An 18655-nucleotide genomic window follows, 5' to 3' on the forward strand; every position below is an offset into this window, starting at 1 on the left:
ATGACAACCCCATGCTTTCACTGCGGCAGTGCCTGCCCTGATCCAGCCGAATTTACTATTCAATACCGTGAGCATACCGAGCCCGCCTGCTGTGCCGGCTGTAAAGCGGTTGCTGACACCATTTTGGCGAGTGGGCTAGAAAGCTATTATGCACAACGTACCGAAAGTGCCAGCCGTACAGAACCGCTCCCCAAAGAAATCCGGGAACAGTTGCAGCATTACGATGATGCATTGTTGCAAAGCGACTTTGTACACCACATTTCAGATGATATCCGCGAGGCTGCCTTAATCCTTGAGGGCATTACCTGTGCTGCATGCATCTGGCTGAACGAGCAACATCTGTCACAACTGAAAGGGGTGATATCTGTATCAATCAACTACAGCACACACCGAGCTCGTGTGCGCTGGGATGATCAGCAAGTCAAGCTAACGACCATACTGCAACATATCACCGCAATCGGCTATCGTGCCCACCCCTACGATCACGAACGCAATGAAGCGCAATGGCAATCCCAGCGCAAAAGCGCTCTGTTACGCCTCTGGGTAGCCGGTCTCTCGATGATGCAAGTCATGATGTTTGTTGTGCCAATGTATATGGCGCCAGACGGCGAGATCGAAGCGGTTTGGCTTAGCATGATGCACTGGGGCAGCGCGTTACTAACCTTGCCTGTTGTACTGTATTCATGCTGGCCGTTTTATCAGAACAGTTGGCGCGAGCTAAAACACGGTCGTGCCAGCATGGACCTCCCCGTCAGCATTGGGGTTATTGCTGCATTCTGCGCCAGCACCTATTCACTCATCACAGGTCACGGTGAGATTTATTTCGATTCAGTGTCGATGTTTGTATTTTTACTGCTCGGCGGGCGCTATTTAGAATTTAAAGCTCGACGTCGGGCAGGTGCAGCAGCTGAAATGCTGGTCAAGTTAATCCCAGCTTTTGCACACCAGCTTGAAGAGGACCAGACTTTAAGAGAAACACCTGTGCATCGCCTGGCGGTGGGCGATCGCATTCTAAGCAAAGCAGGAGAAACCATCGCGGTTGATGGAATCGTGCTTGAGGGTAGCAGTGAAGTCAACGAGGCCATGCTGAGCGGCGAAAGCCGCCCAATTAGCAAGCAGTCAGGTAGCCAGGTAATCGCAGGCAGCATGAACCTAATCTCGCCACTGACAATTGAAGTGAAATCAGTAGGCCATGACACCAGACTTGGTAGTATGGTACGTCTGCTTGATCAGTCATTACAGCAAAAACCACGTCTTGCCCAATTAGCAGACTGGGTGGCCGGATGGTTTGTGGTGGCATTACTGATCATCGCCGCACTCTGCTATCTGTATTGGCACCTGCACGACCCCATACATGCCCTGCCCTATACTGTGGCAGTGCTGGTGATTTCCTGCCCATGCGCTCTTTCACTGGCAACCCCAGCGGCACTGACTGCAGTTACGGGGCATTTAGCACAATTAGGCGTGCTGGTTACGCGGGGAAACTGTGTTGAAAACCTTGCGAGCGTTACAGATATCGTGTTTGATAAAACTGGCACACTGACCTTTGGTGAGCCTCGCGTAGCACAACTTATTCCATTTAACTGCAGCTCAACGCATGCACTTCATATAGCCAATTTGCTCGAACAACAATCAGAGCATCCTATTGCAAAAGCTTTTAAATCCAGCGACACAACAATCGCCACGGAATCCTGCAGCAAAATTGTCAAAGAATTCAAAAACCATCCGGGCGGCGGCATTACAGGAACAATAGACAATGCGCAGTACTGGCTCGGCTCAGCAGGCTTTATCCTCGGCGAACTAGGACATGAAATCCCCACCTCTCCCACCCAAGATGCAATTGGGAGCACTATTTACTTGGCCGATCAGCAACAGGTTCTGGCCGCTTATATACTAAGCGATCAGATTCGCCCAGAGGCATACAACCTCGTCAAACAATTGACCAATCAGCGCTACCGATTACACTTAGTATCTGGTGATGAGCTACGCATCGTCCGCCATGTTGCTAAACAACTGGGCATTGAACACTATCAGGCGAGCTCAACCCCAGAAGCCAAAGTCACCTACATTCGCCAACTACAAGCACAAGGCAGACAGGTCTTGATGCTTGGTGACGGAGTAAACGATGCACCTGTATTGGCACTGGCCAATGTGTCGATCGCCATGGGAGGTGGCGTCGACATTGCTCAAGCTGCTGGCGATATGATTTTGCTGAACAATCAGCTCAACGCCCTTCCGCACGCAGTTGAGCTTGCAAAACGGTGCAGAAAAATCATCCGGCAAAATCTTGCATGGGCACTAAGTTACAATCTAGCAGCGCTACCTGTTGCATTACTTGGTTGGGTAACCCCATGGTTAGCAAGCTTAGGCATGGCACTGAGCTCACTACTCGTTATGGCAAATGCGCTGCGCTTACTTCGCAACAAAAAACCACAAAAAACTGAATAAAATCAATGGAAAGTCTTTATTTACTTATTCCAATGTCACTTTTAATTGCCCTAGGAATTGGCGTGATATTTTGGTGGTTTATTCGCAGCGGTCAAAGCGATGATTTAGAAGGTCCCGCCTGGCGCATTTTGCAGGATGATGACGCAATTCGTAGCAAACCAAGCAATGCAAATGACATAAACGAAAAAAACCCTGACTGAGCACAGACAAAGCGGTAAAATAACCAAGATTGCCGATGGTTCTACTTGATATCCATCAAGAAACAAAGCAGCAAGTCTGCGTATAGTCCAGTAGGCACTTTTGTACCTAATCTGGGGGTGCTCTCCCCCAGAGGAATTAAACCCGCAATATTTGTAGTAAAGAATATATGTGGCGTTTGATTCTATTTTTCAATACTTTATTTTAATTTTAATTCCAAGCAGTTGGAGATCAATCGGAGCGCTGTAATGGAAAACCAAGCCACATACAATTACAAAGTGGTGCGGCAATTTGCCATCATGACGGTCGTCTGGGGCATTGTCGGCATGCTGGTTGGCGTAATTTGCGCCGCCCAAATGTACTGGCCAGAATTAAACATCGGGCCTTATTTTCACTTTGGTCGCCTGCGTCCACTACATACTAATGCTGTTATTTTTGCATTCGGTGGTTGTGCGTTGTTCGCGACGTCTTACTACGTTGTACAAAGAACCTGTAATGTACGCCTGATCAGCGACAAGCTCGCCGGATTTACCTTCTGGGGCTGGCAGCTAGTCATTTTGCTAGCGGCAATCACCCTGCCCCTGGGCTACACCAGCGGCAAGGAATATGCCGAACTGGAATGGCCAATTGATATTCTGATCACTGTCATTTGGGTTGCTTACGCAATTGTATTCTTTGGCACAATCGCGATTCGCAAAGTAAAACATATCTATGTGGCGAACTGGTTCTACGGCGCATTCATTCTTGCGGTAGCACTACTACACCTGGTTAATAGCGCTGCAATGCCTGTAACGGCAATGAAGTCTTATTCTGCCTACTCTGGCGCAGTAGATGCCATGGTGCAATGGTGGTACGGCCACAACGCCGTGGGCTTCTTCCTGACTGCTGCCTTCTTGGGCATGATGTATTACTTCATTCCAAAACAGGCTGGCCGTCCGGTTTACTCATATCGCCTATCCGTCGTGCACTTCTGGGCGCTGATCTTCACTTATATGTGGGCCGGCCCGCACCACCTGCACTACACCGCCCTGCCTGATTGGACTCAATCACTTGGCATGGTGTTCTCTCTGATTCTGCTGGCACCAAGCTGGGGCGGCATGATCAACGGCATCATGACGCTGTCTGGCGCATGGCACAAACTGCGCACAGATCCAATCCTGAAGTTCATGGTAACTGCGCTGTCGTTCTACGGCATGTCTACCTTTGAAGGCCCGATGATGGCCATCAAATCAGTGAATGCACTGAGCCATTACACAGACTGGACTGTCGGCCATGTACACTCTGGCGCACTGGGCTGGGTAGCAATGATCTCTATCGGTTCTATCTACTACCTGATTCCACGCCTATTTGGCCGCGAACAAATGTGGTCAGTGAAATTGATTGAAGTTCACTTCTGGATTGCGACCTTGGGCGTAGTACTTTACATCGCTTCAATGTGGATTTCTGGGGTAACTCAAGGCTTGATGTGGCGCGCAATCAATGCAGACGGCACTTTGACCTATGCATTTATTGATGCAGTGAAAGCATCGTACCCTTACTACTTCATCCGCTTCTTGGGCGGCCTGATGTACCTATCAGGCATGATCTTGATGTTGTACAACGTACTGAGAACTGTATTCGATGGCAAAGCTGTTGATGCAAAAATCCCAGCCGTTGCAACACACGCCTGATTTGGGAAGGATAAATAACAATGAATAAAATTCAGAAACTGATTGAGGAAAATGTAGCGGCTCTCGTAATCTTGACGCTAATCACCATTAGCGTCGCAATGATGGTTGAGATTCTGCCGCTCATGTTTAGCAAATCGGTCACACAACCCATTGCTGGGGTTAAACCCTACAGTGCACTGCGCCTAGAAGGCCGCGACATCTACATTCGCGAAGGCTGCTACAACTGCCACTCGCAAATGATTCGCCCTTTCCGCTCAGAAACTGAACGCTATGGCCACTACTCTGTTGCAGGCGAGTCAGTGTATGACCATCCATTTCAATGGGGCTCAAAACGCACCGGACCAGATCTGGCACGCGTTGGTGGTCGCTACTCGGATGAATGGCATCGCGCGCATTTGATGAACCCACGTGACGTGGTGCCAGAGTCAAATATGCCTGCCTTCTCATGGCTTGCAGTTAACACGATTGACCCGACAGTAACCCCGAAAAAAATGGCAGCCTTGCGTAAACTGGGCGTTCCATACACGGATGCGGACATTGCCAATGCAAGCAAAGAAGTAGAAGGCAAAACTGAGATGGAAGCAGTTATTGCCTACCTACAAGGCCTTGGTCTCGCACTGAAAAACAAAAGGTAAGCACGATGGACTTGCAGAACGAAGTTCGGATCATTGTGACTGTATTGGGATTCATTTTGTTTGTTGTTCTATGCGTTTGGGCATACAGCAAAAACACCAAGCAACACTTTGAAGAGGCCGCACAACAACCGTTCCTCGACGATGATTTACCATCGTCGGGCAAGCAGTCCTGATCGGCTAACGGAGAATAGAGAATGACAGACTTTACTAGCGGTTTCTGGGGCTACTTTATTGCCGCAGTGTCGATTTTAGGCATCTTCTTCTGCGCGTATTTATTGCTAACGCAAATGAAAATTAAGCTTAAAAAAGGCGAGAAAGCACAGGTTACTGGTCACAAATGGGACGGCGACTTGGAAGAGTATAACAACCCTCTGCCTGGCTGGTGGGTTGGCATGTTTGCCGGCACAATCATTTTTGCGCTAGGCTATTTGTGGCTCTACCCTGGCCTAGTTGTTTTGGGCAACGCCAAGGGTTGGTCACAAGAAGGTCAGCACAAAGAAGAAGTCGCCAAGGCAGATGCCAAATATCAGGCACTGTACGATAAATATCTTGCGATGCCGATTCCTGCTCTTGCTCAAAACCAAGAAGCCAATGATATGGGCAAACGTCTATTCCAGACTTATTGCGTGCAATGTCATGGCTCTGATGCTCGCGGCGCAAAAGGCTTCCCAAATCTGACTGATGGCGACTGGCTGTATGGCGGCACACCTGAGAAAATTCAGGAAACACTCAACAAAGGCCGTCATGGTCAAATGCCCGCGTTCGGCGCAGCATTTGGTGAAGAAAAAGTTCGTGATGTTGCCAATTATGTTTTGAAAATCTCTGGCAGCGCGGCATTTAACGATGTACGTGCAACTCGCGGAGCTGAAACCTTCAAACAAGTATGCGTGGCTTGTCATGGAGCGGAAGGCAAAGGCAATCAAGACATTGGTGCACCAAATTTAACCGACAAAATCTGGTTGTATGGTGGTTCCGAAGCAACCATCGTTGAAACAGTCACCAATGGACGTGCAAACGTAATGCCAGCTTGGAAGGAATTCTTGGGCGACGGCAAAGTTCACTTGCTTGCGGCATATGTGTACAGCCTAAATCAAGATAAAAAGTAATTAGCTAAAAGTTACAGCTGCGGGCAGGGAAACCTGCCCGTTTTTGTTACAGAGCCTTGATCACACAGACAGCTGTTTGATGAATGTTCTGATCGGAGCGAAAAATGAGCCAAAAACTCAATGAAATTCCAGTTAACGTCGTGAACGTCAAAGAAGACGGGGAGCTAGAAGAAGTTCTACTCTATGCCGCTCATAAAAAAGTATATCCGCGCTGGATTAATGGCTTCTGGAATAAGTGGCGGATTTTCTTTGTATTTGCCACACAACTGTTTTTTTACTGCGTACCATGGATTCAAATCAATGGTCGTCAGGCTCTCTTGTTCGATCTAGTACAACGCAAGTTCTACATTTTTGGTTTTGTTTTTTTACCGCAAGACTTTATCTATTTGACCGCCCTACTCCTGCTATCAGCGTTTGGACTTTTTGCATGGACCACTATTGGGGGTCGCCTATGGTGTGGTTATGCCTGCCCACAAACGGTTTATACCGAAATTTTTCTTTGGATAGAGAAATGGGTTGAGGGAGACCGCGCGGCACGCATCAAACTTGACAACGCACCGCTCTCAGCAAAGAAACTTCGCCTCAAAGCTACTAAACACAGCCTCTGGATTGTGTTTGCCCTCTGGACTGGCTTTACATTTGTCGGCTACTTCACCGCAATTCGCGACTTATGGGCGGAACTGATTATCCTTAGCGTGAGCGCTACCGAAGCATTCTGGATTTTATTCTATGGTTTTGCCACTTACGGCAATGCCGGCTGGCTGCGCGAGCAAGTTTGCAAATACATGTGCCCGTACGCACGCTTCCAAAGTGCCATGTTTGACGCAGACACACTGATTATTAGTTACGACCAAGAGCGCGGCGAGCAACGTGGTACGCGCAAGAAAGGCAGCGACTATAAAGCTCAAGGACTGGGTGATTGCATCGACTGTTCGATCTGCGTACAAGTATGCCCCGTCGGTATTGATATTCGCAATGGACTGCAGTACGAATGCATTGGCTGTGCAGCCTGCATCGATGCCTGTGATGAAGTAATGGATAAAATGAATTATCCACGCGGACTAATTCGCTACACCACTGAAAATGCGTTGGAGCATAAATACCCCGAAAAAGACATTGCTAAACAATTGAAACGTCCACGGGTAATTATGTATGCACTACTGCTGAGCCTGATTTTCGGGATAACCGTCTACTCGCTGATTAACCGTCAACCGATTAAAGTCAACATTCAGCGTGACCGCGTCGCGCTAGTGCGCGAGGTTGAAGATGGCTGGCTTGAAAACACATACCGCGTGCAGATTCAAAATGCGAGCGAGAAAGCGCACACCTACGTGATCAGTGCCGACGGGCTAACAGGCATCAAAGTTGAGGCAGAAGGCAAAGGGCGCTATCGTTTGGAACCAACGGCCACGACCGATGTCTCAGTACGATTGCAAGTTGCGCCTCAGCACGCCAAAGCTGGCAGCCACGAAGTTCATATCACGGTAAAATCACTGGATGATGCAAACATTCATGTGCGTGAAAAAGCCACATTTATTGGGAAAGATTGATGCAATCAAAAGAAAATAAGCCTTGGTATAAGCACCCATTTGTTTGGCTGCTGATCGGCTTTCCGGCACTTGCCATTGTTTCTGGCATTCACATGGCCTACCTTGCGTACACCAATAAAGATGGCTTAGTCAGTGATAGCTATTACAAAGATGGTCAACGTATCAACGAGCGCCTTGCGCTCGATAGCCAAGCGGCAAATCAAGGTCTAAACGCGCAAGTGATCCTCGGTGATGACCAGCAAAGCATCCGCATCATGCTAAACAAAGAAGTGAACGGGCCGCTAGAGCTGAAATTATCTCATCCAACCCGGGTTGGCGTTGATCAAAGCCTGGAACTTCAAGCAATCGGCAATCGCATGTACGCGGGAAAGCTAGCCCACCCCTTAGCACTTGAGCGCTGGCAAATAGAACTAAGCGACCAGAAATCAACATGGCGTCTTGTAAAGGAATGGCAGGTATTGCCCGGAGAAGCAATTGAAATAAAGCCCCTGAAGTGATACCCATAAAAAAGCCCCATCAGATGATGGGGCTTTTTTATGGCGCACCACTTAAGCCTTTACATCCACATTCTGCCCAAGATTAGGTGGGTTATTCGTAGCAGAGACCTGCGGCAACGCATCCAACAAACTCAGCGTTGAATTTGCTTGAATATTAAGCGCCTTTTTCAACATCAACAATGGTGCAACATCTTGCGCGCTTGCATTGCTCGCTGCATTAACTAGTCCAGCATCCATAACTACTCCTTTCAGCAAGTACTTGCAGAACATCATACCCGCATCTGCGCAGATTTAGATGCGCAATTGCCTCACTGCAAACAGATGCAGATGTTAAAATATCGGCATGAATGCTCCTTCCTTTATCCATTTACGTCTCCATTCTGAATTTTCCGTGACCGACGGTATTGTTCGTCTGGATGAAGCCGTCAAACGCGCCAAAGCTGAGCAAATGCCAGCACTCGGCGTTTCCGATTTAATGAATCTTTTTGGCATGGTGAAACACTATAAAGCCTGCCGAAATGCCGGGTTAAAACCTATCGTAGGATTGGACGCATGGGTTGAAAATGAAGAAGATCGCGACAAGCCCTATCGCGTATTACTGATATGTAAAAACCGCGCAGGGTACGGCCGGCTGTGTGAGCTGCTAACTCAAGCCTACAAACACAATCAATACCGCGGCCATGGCGAGCTGAAGAAACAATGGCTTAGCACGGGCAGCAACGCCGATTTAATTTGCTTATCAGGCGCAGAACTGGGTGAAATTGGAGCACATATTCTCGCTAACGATCCGGCGCGCGCAAGTGAAGCGGCTGCGTGGTGGTCGCAGCTATTCCCAAATAATTTTTACCTTGAATTGCAACGCACAGGCTCAGCAGCCAGTGAGAAAAGCTTGCAAGGGCACCTAGATATTGCCGAGCAGCAGACCTTACCTGTCGTAGCAACCCATCCGATTCAGTTCATGGACGCGGATGACTTCAAAGCGCACGAAGCCCGCACCTGTATTGCGGAAGGCTTTGTGATGGCTGACAAACGCCGCCCCAAACGTTTCACCGAGGAGCAGTACTTCAAATCAGCCACTGAAATGCACGCACTTTTCAGTGACTTACCCGAAGCATTAGCCAATACAGTTAGCATCGCCCAGGGGTGCAATCTATCGATCGTTCTGGGAAAAAATTACCTGCCTTTATTCCCGACCCCGGATGGCATGACACTAGATGATTTCCTGGTGTATGAGGCCAAGCGTGGTTTAGAAATGCGCCTTGCGCAGCTATACCCCGATGAGGCGAAACGCGAAGCTGAGCGCCCACGCTATTATGAACGACTAAAATTCGAAACCGACACCATTATCCAGATGGGCTTTCCCGGCTACTTCCTGATCGTTGCGGACTTCATCGCCTGGGGTAAGGTCAACGGCTGCCCGGTTGGCCCTGGCCGCGGCTCAGGTGCGGGTTCATTGGTGGCTTACAGCCTTGGCATTACCGACATTGATCCCACTGCCTACGCCCTGCTGTTCGAGCGTTTCCTCAATCCTGAGCGGGTATCGATGCCCGACTTCGATATCGATTTTTGCCAGGAAAACCGCTGGCGTGTGATTGAATACGTGCGGGAAAAATACGGCGCCGAAGCGGTCAGCCAGATTGCCACTTTCGGTACGATGGCGGCCAAGGCCGTGGTGCGCGACGTGGGTCGGGTGCTGGATTTGCCCTACATGTTTTGCGATGGCGTCTCAAAACTGATCCCTGCAGCACCGGGCAAGCAATACAGCCTCGATGATGCGGTAGAAATGGTGCCAGAGCTTGCCGAGCGAATCGAGCGTGAAGAAGAACTCAAAGAACTCTGGGATCTAGCCAAAAAGCTTGAGGGCTTGACACGCAACATTGGTATGCACGCAGGTGGGGTTCTGATTGCACCAGGACGGATCACTGACTTTTGTCCGGTATACCAAGCTGCAGGCGAGGATGCCTCCCCCGTCTCGATGCTCGACAAAGATGACGTCGAGCAAGTCGGTCTGGTTAAGTTTGACTTCTTGGGCCTGCGTAACTTAACGATTATTGAATTAGCGCTGCAATACATAAAAGACCAGACTGGAGAATATCTGGATTTGATGAGCTTGGGCTTTGAAGACCAAGCTGCATATCAGGTATTTCGCGACGCCAACACTACCGGCGTATTCCAGGTCGAGTCGGATGGTATGAAACGACTGCTGGAAAAGCTTGCGCCCGACCGTTTTGAAGACATTATTGCGGTATTGGCGCTCTACCGTCCCGGCCCGCTGGGCTCTGGCATGGTCGATACCTTTATTAATCGTAAAAAAGGCATCGAGCAGCCCGATTACTTCCACCCTGACTTGGAAAAATGTCTTGAGCCGACTTACGGCGTTATCGTTTACCAAGAACAGGTGATGCAGATTTCGCAGATTATCGGCGGCTATACCCTCGGTGGCGCCGATATGCTGCGCCGCGCGATGGGTAAGAAAAAGCCAGAAGAAATGGCCAAACACCGGGCGACCATTGCCGAAGGTGCGGCCAAGAAAGGCTATGACCCGGCACTGGCCGAGCAACTGTTCGACCTGATGACCAAGTTTGCCGAATACGGTTTTAACAAGTCACACACGGCCGCCTATGCAGTAGTGTCGTACCATACCGCATGGCTCAAAGCCCATCACACGGCCGCCTTTATGGCTGCCACGATGTCATCCGAGCTGGATAACACCGATCAGCTGAAAGTCTTTTACGATGACTGCATCGAAAAAAATAGGCTCGAACTCCTGCCGCCGGATGTCAATCAAAGCTTCTATCGCTTTGTCCCCGTTGGCAAACGGCAAATCCGCTATGCCCTAGGCGCCATCAAAGGTGTTGGCGAAAGTGCCGTCAATATGATTGTGGCCGAGCGAGAAAAGAACGGCCCATTCAGCGATTTATACGATCTGTGTCGCCGCACTGACAAAAAAGAAGTTAATAAACGCGTACTCGAAGCACTAATTCGAGGCGGTGCTTTTGATGCTATTGATGATCATCGCGCCCGGTTAATGGCCAATGTCGAGCAGGCTATGGCGGTTGCCGAAGCGGAAGCTGCAAATGCAAATCAAATTAGTCTGTTTGACATGCTCGAACCGGCAGCTGCACCACAAATTGAAATACTGGAAGCACCACGCTGGGACGATAAAATTAAGCTAGCGGAAGAAAAAACCGCAATTGGCTTTTATCTATCAGGCCACCCTTTTGATGCACATGCCAAAGCGATTAAAGGCCTAATTAAAACTCGGCTGGATCGACTGCAAAATCAGCGTGAACCCCAGTTTATTGCCGGCATTGTTGCTGGCATGCGCGTCAAAAATGGTGAACGAGGTCGGATGTGCTTCCTACAACTGGATGATGGCAAAGGAAAAGTCGAGGTTTCTTTATTCTCAGACTCGTTTGAAGCTAATCGCACTAAGCTCAAAGAAGATGCATTACTGGTAATCGAAGCTAAAGTATCTGAAGATCGCTTCTCGGGCGGGCAACGCATAATCGCGGATCGGGTTTTTGATATCGCTGAAACCCGCAGCCACTTTGCACGTGCCATCAAACTGGGTTTAGGCAACAACGATGATGCCGAAAAACTGAAAGCGCTACTTTCCCCGCATTGTGCCGATGAAGGTTGTGCCGTAGAAGTTTCGTATCAAAACACCATAGCAAGCTGCGAGGTTCGCTTAGGTTATCAATGGCGCGTGTTGTTACGCGATGAGTTGATTGCCGAGCTACGCAACTGGCTAGGTACAACAGCGGTAGACATCAAATTCTAAATTTTAAGGACAAAAAAGGCAGCTTAAGCTGCCTTTTTTGCAAACCATATCCCACATCACACCAAGGGGACTGGCTTACCAAAGAAATAGCCCTGCGCGTAATCCACCCCAACAGCGGCTAACTCCGCCAAAATAGCCTCATCCTCAACGAATTCAGCAATCGTTCTGCAGCCCAAACTATGGGCAATATCGTTGACTGCGATCACCATTTGCCTACTCACTTTGTCTTCAGCAATATCGGTAACCAGGCTGCCATCAATTTTCAGAAAATCGACGGGCAAGGTTTTCAGGTAATTGAATGAAGAAAAGCCACTCCCAAAATCATCAAGCGCAAACTTGCACCCGCGGGTACGTAGAGTTTCGATGAAAATTGATGATTCTTTGAGATTAGAAATCGCGGCGGTTTCGGTAATTTCAAAGCAGATAGTATAAGGCGGCACCTGTGTTGAATCGAGTTGTTGCAAGATAAACGCCAAGGTTTGCTTATTAAGCGATTTGCCCGACAGATTAATTGCAATATGGGGTATCGGCTTAGAATCCTTCATACACATAGCCAAGTGGGCAATACTGTGCTCAATTACCCATTTATCCACTTGGGTCATCATGTCATAGCGCTCTGCCGCAGGGATAAACGCCCCCGGCGCAACCACACGCCCCTGACCATCGATCAGGCGCAATAAAATTTCCAAATGATGCACATCATGCGCTTGTGCATTCATCGGCACGATAGCCTGGCAGTAAAGCTGAAAGCGATTTTGCTCGATCGCTTCTTTCAGCGTGGCCAGCAATTGAATCTCGTTATGCCGCTCCTGAAGATCTTGATCATCACTGCTGTACCAACTCAGTTGATTTCGACCGGCGTCTTTTGCGGCAAAGCACGCCACATCAGCCTGACTCATCGCCTCCTGCGGGCTAGCGCAGCGATGATCTAGCTTCACCAATCCAATACTCACCGTCACGCCATGTGGCCGCTCTTGCCACACAAAACGAAATTGAGCTAATGAATGCAAAATACGCTCAGCCAGAACTTGCGCTTCGGCATCTGTGGTATCTGAAAGCAGTACTCCGAATTCATCGCCACCAAGCCGCCCCAAAACCGAACGGCCAGGCAGCATTAACCCCTGCAATAGCGCAGTTACATGCCTTAGCAATTCATCGCCAGCCAAATGCCCACAGGTATCGTTCACGAGCTTGAACTGATCCAAATCTAATAACATCAGCACTTGCTGAGGGGCACCATTCAAAGCCTGCTGGTGTGCGTCATTGAGCGCTGCTTCAAACCCGCGCCGGTTAGTTAAACCGGTCAAATAATCATGCTCGGCTTGGTAGGCCAGCTTTTCTGTTAGCGCTTGGGACTCAGTAACATCATGCAATACCAACACCATCCCCACCACATGACCATCTTGGTCTGAAATGGGCGCCACAGCATACTCGACATTCAATTTAGCCCCAGCACGATTGAGGAGCATCGCCTTCTGCCCACCGATGGACTTTAATTTATCGCGCGACTTCAGCAAAATTCGCTCAAGTTCAGTAGGGGTTAAATCACCACCAAGACATAGCAAATCGGCAATATCACGGCCCCGAGCATCATTGGTCAACCAGCCAGTTAAGGCTTCGGCGGCCGGATTGATCAGCTTGACTTTAAACTCGCCATCAGTAGTTAAGATTGCATCGGTAATCGAAATTAGCGTAACTTCAGCTAGCTCTTTTTCAACGTATAGCGCACGTTGCGCTTCTTCCCGCTCTTCGTGCCCCCGCCGAATATTACGCCGCATTTCATTAATGGCATCAACTAAGGTCTGCATCTCATCGGGCTTATTGCTGTTGCGCAAGAGACGGAGCGGCTCAGAAAGTTGCTGATAATTAAAGTGGCGAGTGTAGTGGGCAATTTGGCTTAAATGCCGTGCAATAAGGCGATGATACAAAATTAAAAAGAAAATCGCTGCGGCAGCCATACCCAAGCCTTGCAGAATAAGCAGTCGCAAAAACTGGGCAAATAACCTCGATTCAACCTCAGATAAGGTTGTGCTAATTTTAAGCTCGCCGAGTGTGACCTCTTTATTGGTTAATGGATGCAAATAGACAACAGGAAAAACTTCAGTAACCACATTGTGAGCATGCTCCAGCGGCTGACCAGCACTATATTGCTGCCCATCACTCTCAACCAACGATACATGTTGCACCACACGGGTTTGCAGCATTGAGTTGAGCTGGCCATGGATGGCATCGGTATTAACCAGCCATAAGTTACTAGCAAGTTGCGGTGTCGCGCTTCGACCCAGCGTTTGTAGGTCCGCCTGAGTTTGTAACAAACTGCGGTCATACTCAAGCTTAAGCAAAAACAAAGTCATGGCAACCGTGACCACTAGGCCTGTAGCAAATACAGCAATGATCAAGTGCCATGCGAGGCGATTTGCACTGTAAAACCGCCCGATCCGCTGAAAAAAAGAAACAATCACTAAATATAAGCTCAAGTAAAAGAGTAAAAACACATCGCCGCAGTCAGCATAATCGCTAGACTGTAAGGAAACAAGCTCCGTCTAGCCATTTTCGTAGCCAAAACGACACACATCAAACAGTCGAGAGTTTCCCCCGCCAGCGAGGCCTGTTAGCAACCGCAGCAGTTGGCAACCGATTATTTATAGCCCTGCGCCCATCCTAGTGCACTAGGAAAATATCACTCACATCACCCGGCAAATACAAGTAGACACAATCGCATCGACAAATACAGATACCCCTTGCGGGTATTGGGTATTGTCGCTAACATACCCCTATGGGTAATCTCACGCACTCTGAAGCCGACCAAACCCCCTTCAATATACCTATTGAGGGCATGACTTGTGCTGCGTGCGCCCAGCGCCTTGAGAAAGTGCTCAACCGTTTGCCCAACGTAACGGCCACGGTGAACTTTGCCACTGAGCAAGCCACAATTATTTCTGGTCCAGAACAGCTATCACATGTATTGGCCGCAATTGAAAAAACGGGCTTTAGCACTCGCAAACAGACGTTTTCACTCAATTTAACCGGTATGAGCTGCGCAGCCTGCGCCAACCGCATTGAACGCCAACTCAAAAAACTCCCCATTGAGTCTGCTAGCGTTAACTTCGCCAGTGAAACAGCCAATATCACCGCAATTGAAGGAACAGTATCACTTGAACAAATTCAGCATTGCATCCGGCAAGCGGGCTACGACGCAAAACCCATAGCCACACCTGCTAGTAAATCAGTCAACACATCCCCCTGGGATTTGTTGCTTGCTGTGCTCTGCAGCCTGCCGTTTGGCTTGGAAATGCTGGGTATGCTAACCGGTGAACACGGCCTGCTACCGAGCACAATTCAGCTTGTGCTGGCTACCGTGGTGCAATTTATAAGTGGTGCGCGCTTTTATCGTAGCGCTTGGTTTGCACTGCGCAATGGCAGTGCAAATATGGATGTGCTGGTTACACTAGGCACTAGCGCAGCGTGGGGGTACAGCATCTGGGCATTTAGCACCGGTCAACACACGCTCTATTTTGAGTCGAGCGCCAGTGTAATCACTTTAGTTCTACTGGGAAAATGGCTTGAAACTAGAGCCAAACGGCAAACAGGGGATGCGTTAGGCAAATTACTCGCACTCCAGCCACAAACTGCGCAAGTGCGCCGTGCCGACTCTTGGATTGAAGCACCGATCAGTAGCATCACCGTCAACGATGTTGTTTTACTGCGCGACGGTGAAACGGTACCGATTGATGGCGTGATCATCGAAGGCGCAGTTGAAGTCGATGAGGCCATGCTCACCGGCGAATCGCACAGCATCACGAAAAAAATCGGCGATTCGATTTTTGCAGGCACACGCAATTTAGCAGGTAGCTGCCAAATTCAAGCCACAGCCACCGGCGGGCAAACTCAATTGGCCAGCATCATTGCCACGATTAGTCAGGCGCAGGGTAGCAAGGCGCCGATACAGCAATTGGCCGATCGAATATCTGCCATTTTTGTACCAACAATTTTGATTATTGCGCTCCTCACCCTGCTGACAACCTATGCTCTAAGCCTAGATAGTCGGCAAGCTCTATTACATGCAGTGGCGGTTCTCGTTATTGCCTGCCCCTGCGCTTTAGGCCTAGCCACCCCCACTGCTGTCATGGTTGGAGTCGGGCTTGGGGCGCAACATGGTATTTTATTTCGCAACGCCAGTGCACTGGAACACAGCAGCCAGATAGATACCCTGATCGTGGATAAAACCGGCACCCTGACACTAGGCAAGCCACAATTAATTGAAACCCAGCTACTACAAGCTGGAACATACTCGCAAGATGAAATTATTCTGTGGGCTAGCAGTTTAGAACTTGCCACACAGCATCCACTTGCACATGCTTTTCAAGCCGCGCTACAAGATCAGCCCCCACTCAGCAGCCAAGATGTACAAACCAGCATCGGCCAAGGCATTACTGGCACTGTAGCCGGTAAGCATATTCAAATTGGCCGCCCCGACTGGGTGCTAGAGTCCACATACCTGCAACAATTTTCCAGCATCGTCCAGAAGTATCAACAGCAAGGCCATACAGTCATTGCCATTGCGGTAGATACCCAGCCCGCAGCACTATGCGTTCTGCAAGATCAAATCCGCACCAATGCACCGGCGGCAATTCGCCAGCTACAGGCGGCAGGCATTCAAGTAGTCATGCTCACAGGAGACCATCTTGCCACCGCAGCCGAGCTTGCCAAGCAGCTTGGCATTCAGCGTTTTCAAGCGCAATGCACCCCCAGCGAAAAATACCAAACCCTACTTGCCTTGCAGCAGGCCGGTCATAAAGTGGCCATGGTTGGGGACGGTATAAATGATGCGCCAGCACTAGCGGCTGCAGATGTGAGTTTTGCCATGCAAAGTGGCGCAAGTGCGGCATTGGAAACGGCCGACGTGACGCTCATGAAAAATGATTTATCGCATATCTCGATGGCGCTGGCGCTTTCCAAAGCGACGGTGCGAAAAATCAAACAAAATTTGTTTTTTGCTTTTATTTATAACGCACTCGGGATTCCGCTAGCTGCTTGTGGCCTATTAAGCCCAATGTTAGCTGGTGCAGCAATGGCCTTGTCTTCGCTGTCGGTCATTAGCAATGCCTTATTACTGAAACGCTTTAAATGGCAGGTACAAGATGGAAACCATTGAAATTGAGATCGAAGGCATGAGTTGCGGCGGCTGCACTGCGTCGGTAACCCGTGTTTTAGAAGCGGTTGCGGGGGTGCAAAGTGCCACCGTCACCTTAAACCCCGGCAAAGCACGGATCGTGTTCGACGCCACGCAAACCAGCCGCGCAGTGCTGGAAACATCGATAGAGGAAGCTGGATATGACATCAACCGTTAAGCAAGAGCGCCCAAATAAAGACCAACTGATCAAACGCCTAAACCGCATCGTTGGCCAAGTTTCGGGCATCACCCGCATGATCGAAGAAGACCGCACTAGCAGCGAAGTACTCAATCAAGTCGCTGCCGCTCGCTCAGCACTCGACGCTTTGGGCCTGATCTTGCTTGAACAACAAACTCAAGACTGCATTGCACAAGCCTTGAAATCAGGCAAAGGTGATGATGCCGTTGCGCAATTGCTGCAAGTCATCAAGAAAGTTCGCGGCTAAGCCACACCGCCAGCAGATAAAAAACCACGCTAATTTGCGTGGTTTTTTATTTTTAGGTGTCTCGCCAAGATCAAGACCTGGCATGACCTTAATCTTAATACCCCCATCAAAGAGGTTGTAGATTTAATTTACGGAACAGCGCTTTATCACCTTCAACCTCAGGGTTGCCAGTGGTGAGTAGTTTATCGCCATAGAAAATGGAATTTGCGCCCGCCAAGAAACATAGAGCTTGCATCGCTTCTGGCATTTGCTGGCGACCGGCAGACAAGCGAACAAACGATTTAGGCATCGTAATGCGCGCAACTGCGATGGTGCGGACGAACTCGGTCCAATCCACTTTCTCTGAGCCATCAAGCGGCGTACCGTCAATTTGAACCAAATTGTTAATTGGCACTGAGTCTGGTTGTGGATCTAAGTTCGCCAATTGGCCAATCAGACCAATGCGATCCAGACGCGTCTCACCCAAGCCAACAATACCGCCCGAGCACACATTCAAACCCGCTTTGCGCGCCTTGCCCAATGTATCTAAGCGATCGGCATAGCTGTGCGTGCTCACGATATCGCGGTATTTTTCTTCGGAAGTATCTAGATTGTGATTGTAATAATCCAGACCAGCATCTTTAAGCTGCTCAGCTTGTCCATCTTTGAGCATGCCAAACGTGGCACAGGTTTCTAAACCTAATGCTTTCACGCCGGCAATCATTTTCTTCACTTCTTCCAAATCACGATTTTTAGGGCCACGCCACGCGGCCCCCATACAGAAGCGCGAAGAGCCGTTTTCTTTCGCAATCGCGGCAGCAGCGATCACATCATCGGCATCCATCAGTTTCTGCTCTTCCAAACCGGTATCGTAACGCTTAGATTGCGAACAATAGCCACAATCTTCCGAGCAACCACCGGTTTTTACCGACAGCAACGTCGACAGTTGCACGCGATTTGCATCGAAATTTTCGCGATGGACTTGCTGTGCCTGAAATAGTAAATCATTAAATGGCAAATCAAATAAAGCCTGAATCGCTTCAGCCGACCACAAGGTTTGCTCTGGGTGTGGGGTATGGCGCTTAAATTCGATGGTTTGAGTCTGTGTCATGTGGCAGTCGGTTCCAGTAGATTCTATGCTGGGATGGATTGTCCGAGCGGAGTGCCTA

15 protein-coding genes are annotated in these 18655 nt (G+C 49.3%); 12 read left to right on the forward strand and 3 right to left on the reverse strand.

The genetic code is table 11. The features are described 5' to 3' along the window. From HZU75_RS00005 to HZU75_RS00040, 8 genes are all read left to right on the forward strand, one after another. Positions 1 to 2448, forward strand: a complete 2448-nt coding sequence (locus tag HZU75_RS00005; RefSeq protein WP_180307192.1) for a heavy metal translocating P-type ATPase — start codon at positions 1 to 3, stop codon at positions 2446 to 2448. A 5-nt stretch (positions 2449 to 2453) separates the two neighbouring features. Next, on the forward strand, positions 2454 to 2648 hold the full coding sequence (gene ccoS / locus HZU75_RS00010; RefSeq protein WP_180307193.1) for a cbb3-type cytochrome oxidase assembly protein CcoS: 195 nt from the start codon (positions 2454 to 2456) through the stop codon (positions 2646 to 2648). A gap of 246 nt (positions 2649 to 2894) precedes the next feature. Then, positions 2895 to 4316, forward strand: a complete 1422-nt coding sequence (gene ccoN, locus HZU75_RS00015; protein ID WP_180307194.1) for a cytochrome-c oxidase, cbb3-type subunit I — start codon at positions 2895 to 2897, stop codon at positions 4314 to 4316. Positions 4317 to 4336: 20 nt separating this feature from the next. Beyond that, complete coding sequence (gene ccoO, locus HZU75_RS00020; RefSeq protein WP_180307195.1) at positions 4337 to 4951, forward strand: cytochrome-c oxidase, cbb3-type subunit II; 615 nt, start codon at positions 4337 to 4339, stop codon at positions 4949 to 4951. Between the two features lie 5 nt (positions 4952 to 4956). Next, positions 4957 to 5124, forward strand: a complete 168-nt coding sequence (locus HZU75_RS00025; RefSeq protein ID WP_180307196.1) for a cbb3-type cytochrome oxidase subunit 3 — start codon at positions 4957 to 4959, stop codon at positions 5122 to 5124. A 21-nt stretch (positions 5125 to 5145) separates the two neighbouring features. Next, complete coding sequence (gene ccoP / locus HZU75_RS00030; RefSeq protein WP_180307197.1) at positions 5146 to 6057, forward strand: cytochrome-c oxidase, cbb3-type subunit III; 912 nt, start codon at positions 5146 to 5148, stop codon at positions 6055 to 6057. A gap of 104 nt (positions 6058 to 6161) precedes the next feature. Beyond that, the gene (gene ccoG, locus HZU75_RS00035) at positions 6162 to 7607 is read left to right on the forward strand and encodes a cytochrome c oxidase accessory protein CcoG (RefSeq protein ID WP_180307198.1); all 1446 of its coding nucleotides are present in this window, start codon (positions 6162 to 6164) and stop codon (positions 7605 to 7607) included. Continuing rightward, on the forward strand, positions 7607 to 8104 hold the full coding sequence (locus HZU75_RS00040) for a FixH family protein (RefSeq protein WP_180307199.1): 498 nt from the start codon (positions 7607 to 7609) through the stop codon (positions 8102 to 8104). Before ccoG ends, HZU75_RS00040 begins: the two co-directional genes overlap by 1 nt. Positions 8105 to 8155: 51 nt before the next feature. Here HZU75_RS00040 and HZU75_RS00045 read toward each other — a convergent pair whose 3' ends face one another. Continuing rightward, positions 8156 to 8341, reverse strand: a complete 186-nt coding sequence (locus HZU75_RS00045; protein ID WP_180307200.1) for a YjfB family protein — start codon at positions 8339 to 8341, stop codon at positions 8156 to 8158. A gap of 106 nt (positions 8342 to 8447) precedes the next feature. Here HZU75_RS00045 and dnaE point away from each other — a divergent pair, with 106 nt between their 5' ends. After that, positions 8448 to 11888 (forward strand): DNA polymerase III subunit alpha, encoded by a 3441-nt coding sequence (dnaE, locus tag HZU75_RS00050; protein WP_180307201.1) that lies wholly within the window; start codon positions 8448 to 8450, stop codon positions 11886 to 11888. Between the two features lie 56 nt (positions 11889 to 11944). Here dnaE and HZU75_RS00055 read toward each other — a convergent pair whose 3' ends face one another. Continuing rightward, the gene (locus tag HZU75_RS00055) at positions 11945 to 14242 is read right to left on the reverse strand and encodes an EAL domain-containing protein (RefSeq protein ID WP_180307202.1); all 2298 of its coding nucleotides are present in this window, start codon (positions 14240 to 14242) and stop codon (positions 11945 to 11947) included. 422 nt (positions 14243 to 14664) lie between these two features. Here HZU75_RS00055 and HZU75_RS00060 point away from each other — a divergent pair, with 422 nt between their 5' ends. The 3 genes from HZU75_RS00060 to HZU75_RS00070 are packed head-to-tail and all read left to right on the forward strand — an operon-like array spanning position 14665 to position 17507. Continuing rightward, on the forward strand, positions 14665 to 17043 hold the full coding sequence (locus tag HZU75_RS00060; protein ID WP_180307203.1) for a heavy metal translocating P-type ATPase: 2379 nt from the start codon (positions 14665 to 14667) through the stop codon (positions 17041 to 17043). Continuing rightward, on the forward strand, positions 17030 to 17239 hold the full coding sequence (locus HZU75_RS00065; protein WP_180307204.1) for a heavy-metal-associated domain-containing protein: 210 nt from the start codon (positions 17030 to 17032) through the stop codon (positions 17237 to 17239). The genes HZU75_RS00060 and HZU75_RS00065 overlap by 14 nt, the downstream gene beginning before the upstream one ends. Continuing rightward, positions 17223 to 17507 (forward strand): metal-sensitive transcriptional regulator, encoded by a 285-nt coding sequence (locus HZU75_RS00070; RefSeq protein ID WP_180307205.1) that lies wholly within the window; start codon positions 17223 to 17225, stop codon positions 17505 to 17507. Before HZU75_RS00065 ends, HZU75_RS00070 begins: the two co-directional genes overlap by 17 nt. A 106-nt stretch (positions 17508 to 17613) precedes the next feature. On the opposite strand, the gene bioB is transcribed toward HZU75_RS00070, so the two are convergent. Next, a complete protein-coding gene (bioB, locus tag HZU75_RS00075; protein WP_180307206.1) occupies positions 17614 to 18597 on the reverse strand; it encodes a biotin synthase BioB in 984 nt (327 codons plus the stop codon). Positions 18598 to 18655: the final 58 nt, after the last annotated feature.

It is taken from the genome of Chitinibacter fontanus (genome assembly GCF_013423785.1).
In the GTDB taxonomy this organism is placed as follows: Bacteria; Pseudomonadota; Gammaproteobacteria; order Burkholderiales; family Chitinibacteraceae; genus Chitinibacter; species Chitinibacter fontanus.